The sequence below is a fragment of the Clostridioides sp. ES-S-0005-03 genome (assembly GCF_020658455.1).
Classification (GTDB): Bacteria; Bacillota; Clostridia; order Peptostreptococcales; family Peptostreptococcaceae; genus Clostridioides.
Genome location: NZ_JACVWI010000010.1, coordinates 1 through 19440, shown reverse-complemented (window position 1 = coordinate 19440; position 19440 = coordinate 1). Strand labels below are relative to the sequence as shown.

Genomic DNA, 19440 nt, shown 5'->3' with positions numbered 1-19440 from the left:
ATGAAAAAATTAAAAAATATGTTTGTATTTTTAGGATATTCAGGTTCAGGCAAAGACAGTATAGTAAGTGAAATCTCAAAGCAATTCAATATTCCAATTCTAATATCACATACAACAAGACCTCCTCGCAATTACTTAGAAATCATCAATAAAGCATATCATTTTGTAGATAATAATTTCTTTAAGGAAGAAAAAAGTAACTTTATTGAAATGAGAAAATATATAGTTCATGATGGCAGCACTTGGTTATATGGTATACATAAGTCTGAATTAAAGAATAAAAAATATGCTTTGACTATAGTAGATGCAAGTGGATATAAGGCACTAGAAAAATATTTTATGGGAACAAAAACTAAGTTAGTACCATTTTTTATAAATACAGATGAAATTGTATTAAGAAAAAGGCTTATTAGTAGAGGTGATAATTTTAAGGAAATTGAGAGAAGATTAAAAGATGATAAGTTTAAATTTAAAGATTTTCTAAATAATGAAAATTATATTGCAATACCAAACAATACTAACCTAATTAATGCAGTAGAACAAGTTAAAATACATATGAAAGAGGGAATCGAATGGTTTTAGCCTTAGATGTATCCATGTCCTCAACTGGATGGGCAGTTATAAATAGAAATAAAAAAGTATTAGAATATGGAAAAATAACAACCAAAAAAGATAAATTCAAGTCTGAAGATGAGCGAATGTGCTATATATGTAATACTATTCAAGAGTTAATTATAACTTATAATATTCAAATAGCCTTAGTTGAAGACCAATTCACTTCCAGAAATTCTAAAACAATTCTTAGTTTAAGAAAACTCTTAGGAGCAATAATGAGAACTGTTAAATTAAATAATATAGAGATTGAATATATGTATCCAGTTTCTATTAGAAAATATCTTATGAATAATGGTAAGGCTAAAAAAGAAGAAGTGGCTACATATATAAGAAAAAATATAATTGATGTTGGAGAATACATTGATAGGAATTGTAAGGTAAAGACAAGCGATATATATGATGCTATAGCTCTTGGAATAGCTTATTTAAATAAAATAAATTTTAAATAAAAGGAGAAGTAATTGATGAGTATAAATATCAAAATAAAAAAATTAAGTCAAAATTCAATAGTCCCATCTTATGCAAAAAATGGTGATAGTGGTATTGATTTATATACGATAGAAGATACAATAATTCATGCTAAATCAGCAGTAGCAATTTCTACAGGTATAGCACTAGAAATTCCATATGGATATGAAATGCAAGTTAGACCAAGAAGTGGCATAAGTTTAAATGGTATAGAATATATAAAAGATGAGAAAGTATCTTGTACTGGAAATAAAATAAAAAACGATATTATTATTTTCAATGAAGAAGAAAATAATAGAGTATACCCAACTATAAGATTTGGCACAGTGGATTCAGGCTATAGAGGTGAAATTAAAATAATTACATACAATGAAGAAAAATTTAACATTTTAATTCCTAAACATACTAAGTTGGCTCAAGGTGTATTTCAACAAGTACCAAGAGCTGTTTTAAAAGTTGTAGATGAATTGAATATTTCTGAAAGAGGAAATGATGGATTTGGAAGTACTGGTATAAAGAAAGGTGAATAAATATATAATACTAGAAAAATATAATTATTACTATGATGACAAGTGTCACACTTTATATCATTTAGAAAATATCTATACAGGATTAAGATTTTCTATTGAAAAAATGAAGTTAGAGTACTATAATATATGCTAGACTAACTTTGGGAGGAATATTAAATGTACAGATATGATGATTATGTAAATTTAATAAATGACTTAGAATTACCAAAAGAAATTAGGAATAAATGTGTTAGAGTTATAATGACACTAGAAAACATGCAGGATATTATGGTAGTACATAAGTTTAAAACTTATGTTGTTAATGAAAAATATATTGAAAAAGTAGCATAAAATGATTAAGTCATCTATTAATTTAGGTGACTTTTTTGTATTTATGTACTACTATTTAAGTAAAGGTTATTTTAAATGAATGAGGGGGATATACAATGAAGTTACCAAAAAAAATATTATCACTAGGATTAGTTATAACAATGTTAATAGTTAGTTTTCCAAAACAATCTTATGCACTTAATTCAGTAGATGAGATTGAAGTATCTACAATATACGAAACAGCAGGTCTTATAGCAGATAAACAAAGCTATGACACTGCGATACTAGTTAATTTAAGTGATTCCATAGCAGATGGGTTGAGTGCTAGTGGATTATCAGGAACATTAAATGCACCATTGCTTTTATCTGAAAATAGTAGCATACCAAATGAGACAATTAAGAGATTAAGTAAAGTAAAAACAGTTTATTTGATAGGTGGGATAAAATCAATAAATAAATCTGTAGAGAATACATTAATGTCAAAAGGATTTAATGTAAAAAGAATTGATGGAGATGATAGAATAAAAACTAGTTATAATGTTGCAAAAGAAATAAACTCTAAACAAAAAATTAATACTGTAATGCTAACAAATGCATATAAAGGAGAGGCAGACGCAATAAGTATAGCTTCTGTAGCCGCAAGAGATAAGGCAGCAATAATATTAACAGATGGAAAAAGTATACCATTTTCAACTAATGAAGTAAAATCATATGCAATTGGAGGTACAGCTACAATGGATGATACATTAGTTAAAAATACAAACTCAACAAGATTGGGAGGTTCTGACAGATTTGATACAAATAAAAAAATAATAAATCAATTTTATAATGGTATAAAAGAGTTTTACATAGCTGGTTCTAGGAACTTAACTAATGCACTTCTAGCATCTTCTTTAAAGAGTCCAGTTGTTTTAGTTGATAATAATAGTAATAAATCAATATTAAAAAATGCCACTAAAATTACAACAGTTGGAGATATAACAGAGGAGTTACTAGAAGAATGTTTGAATGTCACTAATGGAATAGGAGACTCTAACACTGGAGTAATTAAAAAAACTAGACTTGAAGAAGCTAAAGAATTAGCTAAAGATTGGTATAATTGTTATGAAGTAGGAGATATAAACAATATACCATATGATGGAGTATACTTAGTTGATGATAATTATAAAAATGGAAGTAATTATTATTATGTTTTTAGTTATGTGTCTGCTGGGCAAGAGTATTCTGAACGTTTGTGTATAAATAAAAATGACATATCAGATTATAAACTTTTATATGAAGATTTACATATGGAAAAAGTGATTTCATTCAAAAATGCTGAGGATTTAGTTAGAGACTTATTTATGAAAGAGCATGGATTTTTACCAAATCATATAGAAGCTCAAAATATGGAAGATGATATGTATATATATGTTCGTCCATTTAATACATATGTAGATATGAATGGTATAGAGCATAATGCAGGTGGATATACGCCATATTTAGTAAATATTTATACAGGTGAAATATCAAAATATACATATACTGAATAAAGCAATTAATCAACTACTTTAATAGGTAGTTGATTTTATTTTAAATAGTAAATTTATTATAGTAAGGTTTAATCACTTAAGGCATATATAGCTGTTATAGTTAAAGTATATGTCGAAAGGTAGATGGTGAGGATGTTTAAGGAAATATTTGAAAAAGTATTTATGTCAGAAGAAATTAGTCAAACTGTAAAGGAAGTTAGTAATATTGTGAAGGATACTGAGATACAAGTAAAGGGTGGATTTGGAGAACTTAGATTAGATTTTATACTTAGCAAATTAGACAAGGATTACATAATAATTAAAGATATTATTATACCAGGCTCAAATAAAACCACACAAATTGATAGTATTGCAATTTCTGTATATGGAATATTTGTTATAGAATGTAAAAATTTTAGTGGCTATATTTATGGAAATGATAAAGATAAAGTATGGACTCAAATTGTAGGAAAGGCTAAAAATACATTCTATAATCCAGTAAGACAAAACTATGCTCATATCAAAGCAATAGAAAACATAATAGGAGATGAATATAATATATATTCAATAATTGTTTTTTCAGACAAAGCTACTTTAAAAAATGTAACTATAAATGGCAATAATGTTATAGTCATAAATGAAAGTGAAATATTAAGTACAATAAGTAAATACAAAGATATGACTATTAATAGAGAGGAAATAAAAATAATCAGAGATAAAATTTTTGATTGTATGAAAGCTATTAATCAAAATACTGGAGAGCATGTTAGAAATTTAAAAAATATTACTGAGGAAGATAAATGTCCAAGATGTCAAAAAGGGAACCTGACAAAAAGGAAAGGACAGTATGGTGAATTTTGGGGCTGTAGTGAATTTCCAAAATGCAAATACACTAGAAAATAATACATTTATATATTGAAATAAAATAAGACTTTACTCTAATTAGAATAAAGCCTTATTTTATTATTTGTTGGGATTTTCTTTTTTATTAATATGGGCTAAATAATAACTATCATCAAAAATAATTAATATACATTCTAAAATTATTATAAAATTTCCGATTCCATATATAGTCCAATACTCTTTAAATAAATAATTTCCATTAAAAATTCTATTTACAAGAGGTGCTGAAAAATAAAGAGTTCCAAATATAGATATTAATATCATAATTGATATAAATAATATATTGTTCAAGAACTTGTGTCTTTTTTCTCCTCTCTTTAGAGAAAGAACTAAAACTAATACAGATATCGCAGAAGGAGAATATTTAATATAAATATCATAATAATCCTCAATATGGATTTGAATAAAAAGCTCTACAAGTACATGAATTGCTACTGTTGAAAGAATTATGGTTGATAATATGTTGCCTTGTTTAATTTTTTTCTTTAATTTAAATTCATTAACTTTATTTTCAAAACTTTTCTGACATATATTTTCATTAGACTTTAAGACTGATTTACATTTAGGACATATAGTTGTATTATCATCAAATTCTAAATCACAGTTTTCACAATACATAAGTATTTATACCTTTTTTTCCATATACATTCCATTCTCTTCCATCCATAAGTTAAATCTTTCTGCTTTTCTTGCACTTCTAGAGTATTGTAATGCAGCATAATTAGCTTTATCAAATATATCTTTAATAACCATGCTATATAAGTTCACTTCTGCCAACATTGTCATAACTGGAGGAGTAAATGTTAATGCTGAGAATACTAATCCAAGTACCATGTATCCTATTTGTTCATTATAATCCTTATATTTAATTTTCATACTACCTTGTACATCTTCAATTATAGCCTCAGGAGTATCATGTTTAGAATATGCATCTTTAAAAAATATAAACATATCATTTTCTACCATAGCCTTTACAGATTGTAAATCTATTTCAAATGATTTTATATCAGTAATTGTTTTAACTACTGAAGCTTTTTCCTTAGTAAGCGTTGTATATAGTGAAGGTAAATCACCTTTTAATGCTATTAAATTTGTTATAACTGAACGCATAGAATTAGCACTTCTAAAAGCAGAGCCTCTACTTAAATATCTGTCATAAGCTTCTCTGTCATATTTAGTTATATATGTACATAAACCTTCTTCATAATTATTTCCTTCAAAATCTACAAAGTGAGATAAATACATGTATACTACCTCATCATTATACTTTGGTGCTCCTACTTCTTGATTTTTTCTAGCTGCTGACATTGCATATGATAATTGACTTGCATTAGTCGTATGTTTAATGGGTTCTTCACTATAAGTCTTAGGGACATCCATATTTTTTTCTAAATATGAATTACATTTTTGTATGAAATTGCTTCCTTTAGGTGTCAAATCTTTTAATTCACCAACTGAGATACCAATATCTTTTAATGCATTACTGTATTCCTCTGATGCAGTAAGTACATCTGCAACAGTGTTCATATCCATATCTGAAGATTTTGCAGATACAGCATATGAATTTACTGTTGTTGATACAAGAAAAGTAGTTGCTAGTGTTAAACTTAATACCTTTAATTTAGTTTTTTTCATTTGTTTTCCCCCTCAATGTATATTTAATTAAAGTTAGAATATTCTTGAAATTCTAACTAAAATTCAAAAGGATTTTATGAATGATATTGTAGTGATAATATGATTTATATAAAAGGACTAGCCATAGATTTAAGAGTGATAATTTAAGAAATGTATTCTATACAAGTAGTATAACATAAAAAGTTAAAGCAAGAAACATATAAAAAAAATAATATATAAATATAAATTAATGTAATGATTTATATTTATCAAATTAAAATAATCAATATAATATTTTAAATCTGATAATATTGAGCTTCTATATTCGTTTTTAAGCCATTGTAAAAATTAGTGCTTATAATTTAACATATTCAAAAAATGAGACCCTTACAATTGATATTTAAAAAAAGTATCAAACTAATAGTATAAGGCATAGAATGATGCATTCTATGCCTTATTTCTTTATAGTTAAGCAATTTCAATAATTATATAAATAAAATAATTTAAAAAGTCAGTTGAAAGTCAGCTAAAATGGCTATTTTTTTCCTTGTCTATATGGTATTATAAATATATAAACTTAGATAGGAGGGATGGCCATGAACGCTTTTATAAGAAAAAGAAATAAAAACTATGTAGTGTACCTAGAATTTAGAGATGATGAATCAGGGAAGAGAAAGCAGAAGAATATGGGAGCATTTGATAAAAAAAGAGATGCTAACAAAAGATTGGCTGAAGTTAAAGATAGTATATACAAAGACAGCTTTCTTATTCCAAATGAAATAACATTAGGTGATTTTTTATTAGACTTCCTTGACAAGTATAAAGATAATATTTCAGCATCTACATATAAAAGCTATACTGCTATTTGTAAGAATCATATTAATCCTTCTATTGGAAGATATCATCTTCAAGAATTGAGAAATATTCATATTCAAAATTATATAGATGACTTAGCTGGTAACTTAAATCCTCAAACAGTTAAAGTACATATAAATGTGTTGAGACTTGCTATAAAGAGAGCGTATAGAATTAAGTTAATAAAAGAAAATATTATAGATGGTATAGAAAGTCCTAGAGTTAAAAAATTTAAAAATGATATTTATGATAAAGAGCAGATGTTAAAATTATTAGAATTGGCGAAAGGTACTAATATGGAACTGCCTATTAACCTAGCTACAGGTCTAGGCTTGAGACTTTCAGAAGTATTAGGATTGACTTGGGAGAATATAGATTTTGAAGAAAATACAATAACTATAAATAAGATAACTAGTAGATTAGATTGCTCAGTTATACTTAAAGAACCTAAGACAGAAAGTTCAATTAGAAAAATATTTGCACCAATAGAGCTTATTGACTTGCTAAAAGAATATAAATTAGAGCAGAATAAAAAATTATTAAGAAGTATTATTAGAAATGAATATAACTTACTATTTTTCGATAGAAAAGGAAATCCTATTGCTGAAGATGTAATGAGTAAGAAATTTAGAAAATTTTTAGAGAACAATAATTTACCACATATCAGATTCCATGACTTAAGACATTCACATGTCACTTTACTTATAAATTCTAAAGTACCAATTAAGGTTATATCTGAAAGGGTAGGACATTCAAATATTAATACTACTCTTAATGTATATTCTCATGTACTTAAAGAAATGGATAAAGAAGCCTCTGATAGAATATCTGAAAACTTATTTAAAGCTAATTAATAATTATTATCAGTAAATGTATATATTTTTATTTTATATAAATTTAATTATAAAATGTAAAGGTATAAACATAAATGGAACTTTTTATGAAGCCTTAAAATGGCGTATAGAGCGTCGTGTTTTAGATAATATTAGGATTATAACTTTATAAAAATAAGTTATAATCCTAACAGTGTATACTCTATCTTAACCTTTGTACTAAGATTTTTTATTTGCAAAATATGATGCTATAAATAGTATGATAGAAAGAAGAAATCCTATTAATACAATACCAGATATAATGTTATTGTGCATCTTATTTATGTTTAAAATTGATAAGACTACATTTGAAAGCAACATGACTATATTAGCAGCTAAAAAAGTAGTTCCTTTTTTATTTGTATAACATATAATGTTCATTATACATATAATATACAAAACGATGCTTGTAATCAAGTATTATCAGCTCCTAATTTATATTTTATAAGACAAATGCTAGGAATGCTTTAGTAACCCACCATGCAACGTCATTACTCATATCAAGACTTTTACAACCTTTATATAATACATATTCTACTGTACCAGTAAATGTATTTAAACACTAAGTATTTTGCTATAAGTTGCATACCCCCCTATAGCAACTTTAACTTTTGTGGGAATTTTAGTCCAAACATCTCTTAATATTTTTACAGCCCAACTTAATTTTCCTCTTGTAGTAGGTGCAGATTGTGCTTCTAACTTTACTTCTTTAATAGCATTGATATAATCTGCTTTCTCTTGCTCAGTAAAACCAAAATATGCTGAAATCTCATCAATATCTTTTAGTCTTTGTTCATCTAATATGTATGATTCTATTTCTTTCTGATGTGAACTGCTATCAGCAAAAGATACTGATGGCAACAAAGTAGTAAATAATGTTGTACCAATTAGAGAAGTAGCTATAACTTTCTTGCACTTTTTGTTCATATATCAAACCTCCAAAGTATTTTAATTAGATATCTATCTCAATTCTATTGTAATAGTATAAAACATGCAACAAATTATTCATTAATAATTATTAAGTATTCATTAATAAAGATTAATTATTTATAAGTATTTCTTAATTATTAATATAAATTTATAACTGTTTTTTTATTTTAACGGATGTTCATGAAAATAAAATTAATATTTTTGGATAGAAGAGTAAGCTTTATACTTAATTAGTTATAATATAATCCATTTAATTTATAAAATTTAGTTTCAAAGAAAATTAAATGGGTTTCTAATTAATATAGAAGGGAAGTGTAGAAAAATGAGAATTGACAATCCTAATCTTTTTGCAAATATTACAGAATATCATGTTGCATATTGTGCAATTGCATTATTATTTATCTCTAAATTTGTTATTTACTTTTTTATGTTTAAGAGTAATAAGGATAAATCAGCAAACCGTTCTGACAAAGGCACATTCTGGTTAATTATCTTCGGTTGGTGGTTCAGTAGAATGCCTAGTGTGTATTTTAGAGATAATAGTATTCCAGAAACATTGAGAAATTTATTATTCCCACATTTCATTTTTTATATTGGAATAACATTTATTATTTTAGGGATAGTTATTCGTTACAGGGTAGTTTTAACTTTAAAATCAGCTTTTACACTATCAGTACAGACAACAGATGTAAAACTGGACTATATCATATTGTCAGAAACCATGCATATACAGGAAGCATTATGAGTTTACTTGGAGTAGGTTTTACATATTGACATGTTTTAAGTTTCATTACTGTATTAATTATATGCCTAATATGTTATAGTATTAGAATACATGTTGAAGAAAAAGCATTAAAAAAACAATTTGAAGAGGAATTTCAACAATATTGTATGCAGACAAAGTATAGATTGATACCATGATTATATTAAACTTTTATCTAAATATATATGGTCGGATTTTAGATGATATTTGAAATTCTATATTTCTAATATTTATGATATAATAAACATAGCAAGGAATACATATTTGAAAATCTAAGAGTGGTATTTCCATAAAGTCGCCTTAACTTTCTTTTAGAGAGGAGGTGAAAACTTATGGTGAATCTAATGATGAATGTTATAGCAGGTTTAATAGCTTGTTGGATTTATGATAGATTAAAAAACCACTCAAAGTCGGCAGCTAAGAGTGGTTGGGAACTTAATATAAAGTTCCAGAAAAATAAATCTTCAAAATAATTTGTTGAAGGAAACATCACTCAAAGTTAAGTAAAATATGTTTCCTTGTTTTTATTATACCACAAATTAAAAATATTAAAACAAAATTTAATGTAAATAATATTTTAATCTATAGATTTTCTATTTTTGAAGAAACTAACTAAAAGCTGGAACATAACAAATCCAACTGTCGAACCTAAAGCATTTATAGGTATAGATGATATATTAGTAAAATTATTCAAAGATGACATACCTAGCATTACTATAGAGACTATAGCTAAATAAAGAATAACTAGAGAAATTGGTATTGAGATATTTATCTCTAATTCATGTTCTTTCATAATATCATTCCTTTCAACATTGGCATACTTAATCTTATTATATCATTAAATATAACAAATCGTAATGCACAAAATAACTTATTTCTAATTACATAATATGAGAAAGAGTAGTTATAATAGATTTCTATATACTATTCCTTAAAAGTTTATTTAGGGTTTAATTAAAATATATTATTCTTATTGAGATTAATTTGTGGTAATATATCCTCATTCCATGTTTTTATATTAATAGGTATCCCCAAATAATAAGCTATTGCTTTAAATTTATCTGCAAATTTATTATCATTAGTAATAAAAATATCACACAAAGTTGCACAAATAGAATGTTGAATATCATATGTTCCCGAATTTGCATGTTTATCAGAATTATCTCTTTTAAAACCACACTTTGTTAGCAATAGATACAATCGCTCTATTACATACTCCAGTGTATGATAATCATCTCTTATTTCAGGATAAATAGCTGGTTTAATTTCTATTTTTGAACTGATTATTAATTTATTTATCATACAATCAGAATTATACTTTCCATATAAATTTTCCATAGTTTTTCTAAGGGAATTATTAGCACGACTTAATTCAATAATTAGTCTTTTATAATCATTTTTCAACTCAGCTATTTCATTCTTAACCCTTATTGTTTCCCATACTAATTTATATTCATCATTTTTATTGCACTTTATTCCTTTAAACAAATCTGTTGGGTTGTATGCCTCTTTATCCATATCTCTTCTAATTAAAGATTTCTTTAAAACAGATTCTTGAGTATCACATTTTATAATATCACTATATGTTTTTTCAAAACATTTAGGTATATACTTTACTCCCTTTTCTGTTGGTTTAATAACACCATCCATAGCTATTTTCTTAATCGTATTTTTCAGTTCATACGTTAGACCTATCTTATCACCACATTCTCCTCGTTGAGCTTTATATAGTTCTTCAAGATGAGCTACACTAATCAAGTAGTCCCATTCTTTTTGTTCATTAAAAAATTCTCTAATATATTTATTTTTATTAATATAATCCCATATTTGAAAGTCTAAATAAACTCTCATAATACATACCCCCCCTATTAAAGTTTTTCTATATTTTATATTGTAAAATATCTCCATAATATGAATGGTAGTGTACATTGTTTTAGTTGTCAACTCTCTATATACTTTGTTATATTATAATTTATAAGTTGATATTTTGTAAAAATAAGGATATTATTTAAGTAGAACAAGATTACTATTTTTATAAGGAGGTTGTGATTTGAGTAGGTATTCTCCTCAAACAAAATATTTTGAAATAGCTATTAATTTGAAAAGCTGTAATACAATTTTATTTTGGATATTTTTTATTTTATCAATAATATTCACCTTTCAAAATAATAATAACTTAATAACCTGTTTTAGTATTATCTCTCTTATAATACTAAACATACTTGATATTTCTATTTGTAATTATCAAGAAAAAGGAGAATCTAAGAGAAGGAATGATTTTATTGACAACTCATTTGATTGTAAATATTCTACACATAACTCAATAGAGTATTATGATAATGATGAAATAAATTATGGATTATATAAAGCCCTTGTCAATGTATATCAAAATGCTTTTTTCTCTAAAGAAATTTTAGCTTATACTAGAAAATTTATAATAATAAAAAATGTAATACCATGTACGATAATAGTTATATTTTCATTTATAGGGTTTTCAAATAGTAATTTTGCTTTGCCAATATTGCAATTATTTTTCTCAAAATATTTTATATTAGATTTAATAAATACTTCTGGATATTTAAAAAATGTAGAGTCAGTATTTGATAGCATAACAGATATGTTTGAGACTGGTTTAGTTGCAAAAAAAAATAACAAGGTAGAGTCTAAAATAATAAAAGCTTTAATAAGCTATGAAACGAATATATCTAGTTCAAAGATATTTTTAAATTCTAAAGTATATAAAAAAATGAACCCTAAATTAACAGTAGAATGGAATGAAATAAAAAAAAGATATAATATAAAAGAGGTGTCTAATATTTGAGCGTAAATAGTCATTTAGAAAAATTATCTCATGAATTAATAATAAGAGATAGTGAAAAGGAAAGTATAAAAAAATCAATAGAAGTTATTAAGAGTAGGTTGAAATCATATTTTGGAAATAATATTGTAGAAACGTTTTGTTTTGGCTCTTATACCAGGGGGACTATGCTACCCAGAAAAGTAAATGAGAATTCAGATGTAGATTACATGATAGTTTTTTCTAATAGTTTTTTATATGCACCACAGACTTTGCTAAATAAACTTAGAGGCTTTGTGGAAACATATTACTCTAGGTCTGAAATATATCAGTCTAATCCAACAATAGTCTTAGAGCTGAATCATATAAAATTTGAATTAGTTCCAGCATATTCTAATAATATGTATCTTTGGCAAGAAAATCACTATAGAATACCTGCAAAAGCCTCTGATTATAATGACTGGATAGATACATGTCCAGATGATATTAACAATAAATTGACTAGATTAAACGTGGAATCAAACAATAAGTTAAAACCTGCAATAAGAACAATTAAATATTGGAATTCCTTAAATAATAATGTTTATAGCTCATATGAGCTTGAAAGTGCAATTTTAGCAAATATGTATTGGAGAACATCTATTCAAGATTATTTTACAGCTATAACAGAACTTTTAGGTTATAACTTCAGCACACCATCATGGAAAATTAATAAAATTGACTATCTTAAAAAATGGTATAATCATGCATTAGCAGAAGAAAATATCTTTAAGAACTACACACAATCTAACGTATATATGGAAAATATCTTACCTTCAATAAAATAAAATATAGTATTATACATAGACAAAAAAAATAAAGCCCTCTAAAGAAAACTCAATTAAGAGTAATCCCTAGAGGGCTTATTATCTATCTCTTTTTCTTACCTTTTTTACACGCCATAATATCACTTCCTTATTTATAATTATAGTCCTACTGTATCTTTAGATTTAGAAATCTTACCTTTATCTTCTTTTATATAAAGCTTGGTTACTTCAGTAGATTGATGGTTCAGGATTGTTGATATATCCTCAAGTGGTAGATTATTAGCTTTAGCTATAGTTGCGAAACTTCTTCTTAATGAATGGGGGGCTAAATTATCTATATCTATCAATTTACCAGCTTTTTTAGCCCAGCTTCTTAATACATTAGACGTAGCCTTATGATATTCTTTATCATATTTAACTAAGAAAACATAATCATTTACTATATCTTCTTTTTCTCTAACTTCTTTAAGTCTTAATAATAAATCTTTTACTTTCTCACTAAAGTAAAAATCTACTATCTTCCCACCCTTTTCTTTAATATCCTCACACACTCTATTATCAAAGTCTATGTTATCCCATCTTAGATTACTTGTAGCCGTAACTCTACCCGCGGTTGAGAGAGCAAAGTTTATATAAACTTCTAATTGGAAATCATCTTGTTTTGACAATTTATCTTGCAGCTCTTTAGCCTGTTCTATATTCAAGAAATGTTTTTCTACAACAGGTAAACCCTTTTTAGGCCTTTCAATTAGAGATACTGGATTCTCTGTAACGATTCTTTTCCTTCTAAGATGGTCATATAGAGATGAAATTCCTGAGAATATTACTTTGATTCTATTGACATGATTGTCCTCCATCCTAAATGAAATGTATTCCATTATATCGTCTTCGGTACAATCTTTGATTAATAAATCATCCATTTCATCATGCAGATATTTAGCCCAAGTATATAAGTCACATTTATATACATATACAGTTTTCTCACTTAAACCAGCTATCTTTTTAGCTTGAAGAAATCCTTTAATTAACTTTTCATTATCTTTATTTATATTTCCTTCTACTTTAATTCTTTTACTTCTCTTTTCAAATATTGCCAATATTTCACTTCCTTTAAAGAGACTAAAGAAATTAATCTCTAGTCTCTAATTTGTCTTTTATTTCTGTTATATCTGTTTCTACTCTTTCAAGTCTACTATTGTTAGTATTTAATGCTTCTGCAAACTTGTCTAATTTATCATCAAATTTATCTATTGTATCTCCGAAAAGCTTTCTTTGCTCTCTAATCTCTCTAGAAAAATAAGCTCTTTCCTTTACTCTATCTTCTTGCTCTAGTTGTCTATTCTTTTCTAAATATCTGCCAAACCATAACATTACTATCGTTAATAGTATAGCCGTATATCCATATTGGCTTAATAATTCAATCATTTCTTTAGATAACATCTACTTTTCCTTTCTGTTTTGCACTTGTATTTGATTTATCCCAACAGATGCTCCCCAACATAAGATACCTTCAAAGATAGCTTCTATTGACAACTCTTTCATAAATAAACAACTACTTATCATTGCTATAACTAATAATATAAAAGGTATATATTTATTTTTAATATCTGATTCTTTTATAAAAGTTCCTAATATGTAAAGTCCACCTATTAACATTATTAAATTTTCAGGTATAAATTGCATTATATCCATATGATTTCCTCCTATCCAAGAATTTCATTTAATTCTTTTACTTTAATTTTTACTTGCTCTAATTTCATGTCATTATTTTCTATTTTCATTGAACTTATCTTATTGCATATATTTATTATGTTTTGGCCATAGCTCATATCTGGACACCATTTACCAGATAAACTCTCAACTGTCTTAGCCTCTCCATGCAAATATGGAAAATGTCTAGTGTCTAATGTAGTTCCATTGACTTTATATTCAACCTTACCAACTAATTCGCTATATTTTGGATAACCTTTAGCTCCAGCATATAAAGCTAGATGGTCTATAAATGCCGATACTCCATCTTCCCAACAACTAAATCTTGTATGAGCTGATGGGTCTAAATCTCCACCACCTTTATTACCTTTAAGTCCACATACATTGCAATATGAAGGATTTAAAACTCTACCAAAATTAAAATATCCAGTTTCTACAAATGCTTGAGCAATTGCAATAACTGGATTTACACCTTTTTTCTCTGCTTCTTTATATATTATTGGTACTATAGCCTTACATAAATAGTGTGGTGGATTAGAGTTATTATTTAATGTATCTAAATATACAAAGACCTGTTCTAATGTTGCGGTTGGTTTATCTAATATATTCAATTCATTACCTCCTACTTCCCTATAAAATCTAATACTTTATGAAGTGTCGCCCATCTATCATCGCCTTGTAACTTAGCGAATCTTTCACTAGTCTTAATTTTTTCACTTGCTGACCCTATTACATAAAGGTTTTGACAATGACCAGGTATGTAATTTTTTAACTCACATACATAGACTTCATCAGATTTATAATTTATGGCCATTACATTCGCTATAGCTTTATCAACTTCACCTTCATAAACTATTGTATATTTCATTTTTTCCTCCTGCGTTTGATTTATAGACTTATTAAATATACCTTCAGCAATATCTGTAGCCATATCTTTAGCATTATAATTTTTAGTATCATCTGTGTCTACAAAGCAACATTCAACTAAAATTGACTTTGCCTTTGTTCTTCTTAAAAATGCTAGAGTTTTCTTTTCTTTAACACCTCTGTTTTTAAAAGATTTATCCCCTTTAGCATGGTAAGTTTTTGTTATTTTCTCACAAATTCTTGATGCTATTTCAACTGTTTCTTTATCATTTAAGTTATATACTAAAACTTCTACACCTCGACCACCACCTGAGTTAAAATGGATACTTACATTTAGATTACTATTATATGAATTACATTTATCTATAATTTTATTTAATATATCACTTTGAGAAGTTCCATTGTTACAAGTAGTATCATATACCGTACATTCTTTTTTTACTAAAGGTATTAACTCTTTTAGCACATTTCTTGCCTCTGTAGATTCTTTTATGTACTTTACTGCTCCAGAACCCACCTTACCATCTGGGTTGTGTCCTGCATGGACTGTTAATGTTTTTATATTCAAAATCACCACTCCTTTCAATTTTAAAAGAGAGTTAACTTAATAAACTCTCTAAATTTAAACATAAAAAAAGAACCTATACTGTTGGTTCTACTGGTGTTTCTTCTTTAATTAATAAATTTGTTAACTCTGTATATTCACTTTCTTTTATTCTATTCATTGCATAGAATACATCTAGCTTAGTTTGTAACTCTTCTTTAGTCTCAAAGTTTTTTTGTTCAATCATTCTTTTTAAAATATTATACATATTCTTTCCTCCAAGTTTTTATAATTTTATAACACATTGTTTGTGTTAAGTTCTAACATAGCAATTCTATAAGCATTATCTACTAATAAACTATCTTGTTGTTTTTGATTTTCTATTAAAATTGTAATTTTATCCGCATTTATTTCCTCTATGCTTGGTTCTGGTTTAGGTGGATTATTTTGCAATTCTAGCCACTCATAATAAATATGTTCCCCTGTTTTGATTAATTCTCCATTTTCTATTGCTGGAGTAAATAACTGTTTATCATCTGTAACAAAGTAATCATCTATGTTATCTAAATCATTTTTAAAACCATATAATACTAAAATCTCTTTCTTTTCTTCTAAATTTAACATATCTTGTTTCCTTTCTTATTTAATAAAATAAGTTCCATAACTATATACATCTACATTGCTTCCTAATTGGGTAATTTGAAGGTATCCATTTGCAAAATTAAAATACATAAAACCTTGAACCAACTGATTATTCTGGGTTGTGAATATAGGAAAAACATAGAAAGTCTTAGGTGTAAATCCATCAGGAAGCTTTAATAATGCAGTACTTTCTGTTGTTACTCCACCAGTTATTCGCATATGAAAACTAACTTGATTACCATTCTTACTTATTATAAAACCACTATTATCTGAAACAGTTCTCTTCCATCCATTAAGAAGATTATTAGATAAATCTATAATTCTAGGACTAGACTGGATATGATTTATATTTTTTATACTACTTTTAATAGCTTCTATTTGACTCCCTAAATTTTGAGTACATTCAAAACTAATACTAGAAATAACATTAGAATTACAACTAAATTTAGCTTGATTGTCATATTGTTCTAAATTTATTGAAGAAATATCTATCTCTTTATCCTCTCTCAAAGCTCTTATTAAAGTAACTTTATTATTATTTAACCACGAATTAAATCCATTTAAATCTGGAGCTGATAATCTGCTTTTAAAAATTCGTATCCAAATATTATTTGATGTTTCATAAATTCCTTCAATTGTATTAGTTTTATCAAATATTATCGCTGGTTTAAACATATCACAATATAAATTTGTGTTATTGGATTGACTTGTACCTATAGGATTTTTAAATAATAAAGTTGTATCATTTGAATTAGTTGTAAATTCAGTCCAGAAACTTTGACCATCTAATGTAATTTCTTCACATCTCTGTATTAGCTTATAACAACCATCTTTATAAACTATTCCATCTCTTGTACCATCTGGTAATCCTCTAAGTGTATATGGAATTACTTTTTTATCAAACAAACTCATATCTTCTTTACAAGATATAATTTCTATATTATCTCCTTGGCCAACACTTTGTAGCCCTTCAAAATAATTAATATCTACACTTGTATAATCACCTTCTAAAATTATCACTGACTTAGTAAACTCTTGTTTATCTATATCAGTTTCTCCCCATCCTTTTATACTATGAGCAATACAAAGACAATTAGTATCAGTTATATCTATGTCTATAGTGTATAAAGTTCTACTATTAGGATTCATCTGAAACTTAATTACATTATTGTGAAAATAGTATATTTCTTTATTACTTAAATTAACAAATGTATATTCTTTTCCTTTTTCAATGTACTTAAATGGATTTAAATATCGCAAACCTTCTGCTATAACTATGTTGTTTGGATTAGCTAAATTAACTAGTGTTTTTCCTTCTATATTTAAGTTAGTTATATAACCTTTCTTACTATTTTCTATTGTATATTCACCTGTATTAGTAGTACATTTTAAATTTTCAACTTCTTTTAAATTTTCTATATAATCAAGATTTTTAAGTAAATCTTTGTATATCAAATTAAATCACCTCTTTCCAATAAAAAAAAGAACCTCCTATACTGTTGGTTCTTCTCCTTCTACTACTCCACTTTCTCTAATTATATAATCCTCTACAGCTTTTCTGTACTCTGTGTTAGTTACATCATCCAGCTTAAAAACTCGATTTTTCAACGGGTTCATCCCTTTGTTTAATATCCTCTCTGCTAATATTCTTACTACAACATTGTTTATATTCATTACAACAATCCTCCTACTTTTTCATTTTCTGCAATCAATAATTGATTTTCTAACTCTTGCATTCTCTGTTGTTCTTCTGTTAATTCTACTTTTAGTTTTTTTATGATTGGTACATTATTATTTGTATCTATTTTTTCTATATAGCAATCATCATCTATTGCTTTATAAGGAATATCAATATAGTCTAGTTTTGTTATAGTCTTTCTTGGTATAATATCTCCTTCCATTTCTCCAAAGATTGCAATTATTTCTCCGTCTTGGTCAAAGATTATTCTTCTTCCTATTTCCATTTTTAGACCTCCTTTTTTATTCGTACTTTATAGCGAACCAACTAACAGTTGCATATATACCAGTATCTTTTAAATAAATTGGTACTCTAAAACCATTTGTAAAAAAACCAGTACTGACAGAATTAGAATAAGTATCTGTGTCAAATATGCGATTTTGAAATCTACCAATATATTGTCTAATGCTAGGTCTGTACTCTTCACTAATACATAATATTAAATTAGGCATTACATTCATGGTAGAGTCAAAAGCAATAGTTGTGTAGTTGCTATAACTATCTTTTGTAGTCATAAAAACTAAATTAGGTCTAAAAGATAACGAATTAATCTCAAGAGAGACACGCTTTACTGAATCTTCCGTTTGACCATATGGCAAGACATAACTTGACCCCATAGAAACATAATTATTTTCGCTCTTTGCTGTTTTTATTATATTTTTTATGCTTGACACTTTATTAATTAAATTTTGCATACTCTCGCTTCCGGCAGCAGAAACATTTTTATTTATCAAATTCGTTGCAAAGGCATTTTTTAATGTTACTATTTTTGTTCTAGTTACATCTAATTTATCTGTTCCAGCAAAAGGATTACCTAATGTACTAGCTATATTGTTTTTACCAATTTGTAATTCGTTTTTTACATCCCCGAAGGTTGTTATAAGTTCACTTAAACTTGCGTTTTCGTTTAGTTTTTCTAACATAAAAATATCACCTTTCTATTTTTTAGTAACTCTTTGTCAAGAA

Annotated in this window: 28 protein-coding genes; 12 read left to right on the top strand and 16 right to left on the bottom strand. The window is 26.5% G+C overall.

From position 1 onward, the window contains the following. The 6 genes from IC218_RS19885 (at position 1) to IC218_RS19860 (ending at position 4336) form a co-directional block, all read left to right on the top strand. Positions 1-582, top strand: a complete 582-nt coding sequence (locus IC218_RS19885) for a guanylate kinase (RefSeq protein WP_227825318.1) — start codon at positions 1-3, stop codon at positions 580-582. After that, the gene (locus IC218_RS19880) at positions 573-1064 is read left to right on the top strand and encodes a crossover junction endodeoxyribonuclease RuvC (protein ID WP_227825317.1); all 492 of its coding nucleotides are present in this window, start codon (positions 573-575) and stop codon (positions 1062-1064) included. The genes IC218_RS19885 and IC218_RS19880 overlap by 10 nt, the downstream gene beginning before the upstream one ends. Positions 1065-1079: 15 nt before the next feature. Further along, the gene (locus IC218_RS19875; RefSeq protein WP_223153080.1) at positions 1080-1613 is read left to right on the top strand and encodes a deoxyuridine 5'-triphosphate nucleotidohydrolase; all 534 of its coding nucleotides are present in this window, start codon (positions 1080-1082) and stop codon (positions 1611-1613) included. A 156-nt stretch (positions 1614-1769) separates the two neighbouring features. Continuing rightward, on the top strand, positions 1770-1943 hold the full coding sequence (locus IC218_RS19870; RefSeq protein ID WP_021369998.1) for a hypothetical protein: 174 nt from the start codon (positions 1770-1772) through the stop codon (positions 1941-1943). Between the two features lie 95 nt (positions 1944-2038). Further along, complete coding sequence (locus IC218_RS19865) at positions 2039-3454, top strand: cell wall-binding repeat-containing protein (protein WP_285894592.1); 1416 nt, start codon at positions 2039-2041, stop codon at positions 3452-3454. Between the two features lie 132 nt (positions 3455-3586). Further along, complete coding sequence (locus tag IC218_RS19860; protein ID WP_227825316.1) at positions 3587-4336, top strand: NERD domain-containing protein; 750 nt, start codon at positions 3587-3589, stop codon at positions 4334-4336. A 60-nt stretch (positions 4337-4396) separates the two neighbouring features. Here the strand turns inward: IC218_RS19860 and IC218_RS19855 are convergent, their stop codons facing one another. Continuing rightward, on the bottom strand, positions 4397-4954 hold the full coding sequence (locus tag IC218_RS19855) for a hypothetical protein (RefSeq protein ID WP_227825315.1): 558 nt from the start codon (positions 4952-4954) through the stop codon (positions 4397-4399). Between the two features lie 6 nt (positions 4955-4960). After that, positions 4961-5971, bottom strand: coding sequence for a hypothetical protein (locus IC218_RS19850; RefSeq protein WP_227825314.1), 1011 nt, complete (start codon positions 5969-5971; stop codon positions 4961-4963). Positions 5972-6546: 575 nt separating this feature from the next. Here IC218_RS19850 and IC218_RS19845 point away from each other — a divergent pair. Continuing rightward, the gene (locus IC218_RS19845; RefSeq protein WP_227825313.1) at positions 6547-7659 is read left to right on the top strand and encodes a tyrosine-type recombinase/integrase; all 1113 of its coding nucleotides are present in this window, start codon (positions 6547-6549) and stop codon (positions 7657-7659) included. A 238-nt stretch (positions 7660-7897) separates the two neighbouring features. Next, a complete protein-coding gene (locus tag IC218_RS19840) occupies positions 7898-8044 on the top strand; it encodes a hypothetical protein (protein WP_227825312.1) in 147 nt (48 codons plus the stop codon). A 188-nt stretch (positions 8045-8232) separates the two neighbouring features. Here the strand turns inward: IC218_RS19840 and IC218_RS19835 are convergent, their stop codons facing one another. Further along, positions 8233-8604 carry a hypothetical protein gene (locus tag IC218_RS19835; protein ID WP_227825311.1) on the bottom strand — a complete coding sequence of 124 codons (372 nt, stop codon included), beginning with the start codon at positions 8602-8604 and terminating at the stop codon, positions 8233-8235. Between the two features lie 325 nt (positions 8605-8929). Here IC218_RS19835 and IC218_RS19830 point away from each other — a divergent pair, with 325 nt between their 5' ends. Together IC218_RS19830 and IC218_RS19825 are read left to right on the top strand one after the other, a co-directional pair. Next, positions 8930-9352: a hypothetical protein gene (locus tag IC218_RS19830; RefSeq protein WP_227825310.1), complete on the top strand. Its 423-nt coding sequence runs from the start codon at positions 8930-8932 to the stop codon at positions 9350-9352. Between the two features lie 350 nt (positions 9353-9702). Beyond that, the gene (locus tag IC218_RS19825) at positions 9703-9843 is read left to right on the top strand and encodes a hypothetical protein (RefSeq protein ID WP_021383152.1); all 141 of its coding nucleotides are present in this window, start codon (positions 9703-9705) and stop codon (positions 9841-9843) included. 104 nt (positions 9844-9947) lie between these two features. On the opposite strand, the gene IC218_RS19820 is transcribed toward IC218_RS19825, so the two are convergent. Both IC218_RS19820 and IC218_RS19815 read right to left on the bottom strand, forming a co-directional pair. Further along, complete coding sequence (locus tag IC218_RS19820; RefSeq protein WP_227825309.1) at positions 9948-10163, bottom strand: hypothetical protein; 216 nt, start codon at positions 10161-10163, stop codon at positions 9948-9950. A 161-nt stretch (positions 10164-10324) separates the two neighbouring features. Continuing rightward, complete coding sequence (locus tag IC218_RS19815) at positions 10325-11221, bottom strand: hypothetical protein (protein WP_227825308.1); 897 nt, start codon at positions 11219-11221, stop codon at positions 10325-10327. 199 nt (positions 11222-11420) lie between these two features. Between IC218_RS19815 and IC218_RS19810 the strand changes: the two genes are divergently transcribed. Both IC218_RS19810 and IC218_RS19805 read left to right on the top strand, forming a co-directional pair. After that, complete coding sequence (locus tag IC218_RS19810) at positions 11421-12191, top strand: hypothetical protein (RefSeq protein WP_219674408.1); 771 nt, start codon at positions 11421-11423, stop codon at positions 12189-12191. After that, complete coding sequence (locus tag IC218_RS19805; RefSeq protein ID WP_227825307.1) at positions 12188-12994, top strand: SMODS domain-containing nucleotidyltransferase; 807 nt, start codon at positions 12188-12190, stop codon at positions 12992-12994. The genes IC218_RS19810 and IC218_RS19805 overlap by 4 nt, the downstream gene beginning before the upstream one ends. Before the next feature lie 137 nt (positions 12995-13131). On the opposite strand, the gene IC218_RS19800 is transcribed toward IC218_RS19805, so the two are convergent. From IC218_RS19800 to IC218_RS19750, 11 genes are all read right to left on the bottom strand, one after another. Continuing rightward, positions 13132-14070 (bottom strand): site-specific integrase, encoded by a 939-nt coding sequence (locus tag IC218_RS19800; RefSeq protein WP_227825306.1) that lies wholly within the window; start codon positions 14068-14070, stop codon positions 13132-13134. Between the two features lie 31 nt (positions 14071-14101). Further along, positions 14102-14413 (bottom strand): hypothetical protein, encoded by a 312-nt coding sequence (locus IC218_RS19795; protein ID WP_227825305.1) that lies wholly within the window; start codon positions 14411-14413, stop codon positions 14102-14104. Further along, positions 14414-14665 carry a phage holin family protein gene (locus IC218_RS19790; protein WP_227436791.1) on the bottom strand — a complete coding sequence of 84 codons (252 nt, stop codon included), beginning with the start codon at positions 14663-14665 and terminating at the stop codon, positions 14414-14416. Between the two features lie 11 nt (positions 14666-14676). Continuing rightward, positions 14677-15294 carry a glucosaminidase domain-containing protein gene (locus tag IC218_RS19785; RefSeq protein ID WP_227825304.1) on the bottom strand — a complete coding sequence of 206 codons (618 nt, stop codon included), beginning with the start codon at positions 15292-15294 and terminating at the stop codon, positions 14677-14679. Positions 15295-15305: 11 nt separating this feature from the next. Next, the gene (locus tag IC218_RS19780; RefSeq protein ID WP_227825303.1) at positions 15306-16124 is read right to left on the bottom strand and encodes an N-acetylmuramoyl-L-alanine amidase; all 819 of its coding nucleotides are present in this window, start codon (positions 16122-16124) and stop codon (positions 15306-15308) included. Positions 16125-16191: 67 nt separating this feature from the next. Continuing rightward, the gene (locus IC218_RS19775) at positions 16192-16362 is read right to left on the bottom strand and encodes a hypothetical protein (protein WP_227825302.1); all 171 of its coding nucleotides are present in this window, start codon (positions 16360-16362) and stop codon (positions 16192-16194) included. Between the two features lie 26 nt (positions 16363-16388). Next, positions 16389-16718, bottom strand: coding sequence for a hypothetical protein (locus IC218_RS19770; protein ID WP_227825301.1), 330 nt, complete (start codon positions 16716-16718; stop codon positions 16389-16391). 15 nt (positions 16719-16733) lie between these two features. Further along, positions 16734-18191, bottom strand: coding sequence for a hypothetical protein (locus IC218_RS19765; protein WP_227825300.1), 1458 nt, complete (start codon positions 18189-18191; stop codon positions 16734-16736). Positions 18192-18227: 36 nt separating this feature from the next. Beyond that, complete coding sequence (locus IC218_RS19760; protein WP_227825299.1) at positions 18228-18410, bottom strand: hypothetical protein; 183 nt, start codon at positions 18408-18410, stop codon at positions 18228-18230. Then, the gene (locus tag IC218_RS19755; protein ID WP_227825298.1) at positions 18410-18700 is read right to left on the bottom strand and encodes a hypothetical protein; all 291 of its coding nucleotides are present in this window, start codon (positions 18698-18700) and stop codon (positions 18410-18412) included. The genes IC218_RS19760 and IC218_RS19755 overlap by 1 nt, the downstream gene beginning before the upstream one ends. Before the next feature lie 16 nt (positions 18701-18716). Further along, on the bottom strand, positions 18717-19397 hold the full coding sequence (locus IC218_RS19750) for a hypothetical protein (protein WP_227825297.1): 681 nt from the start codon (positions 19395-19397) through the stop codon (positions 18717-18719). Between the last annotated feature and the right edge of the window lie 43 nt (positions 19398-19440).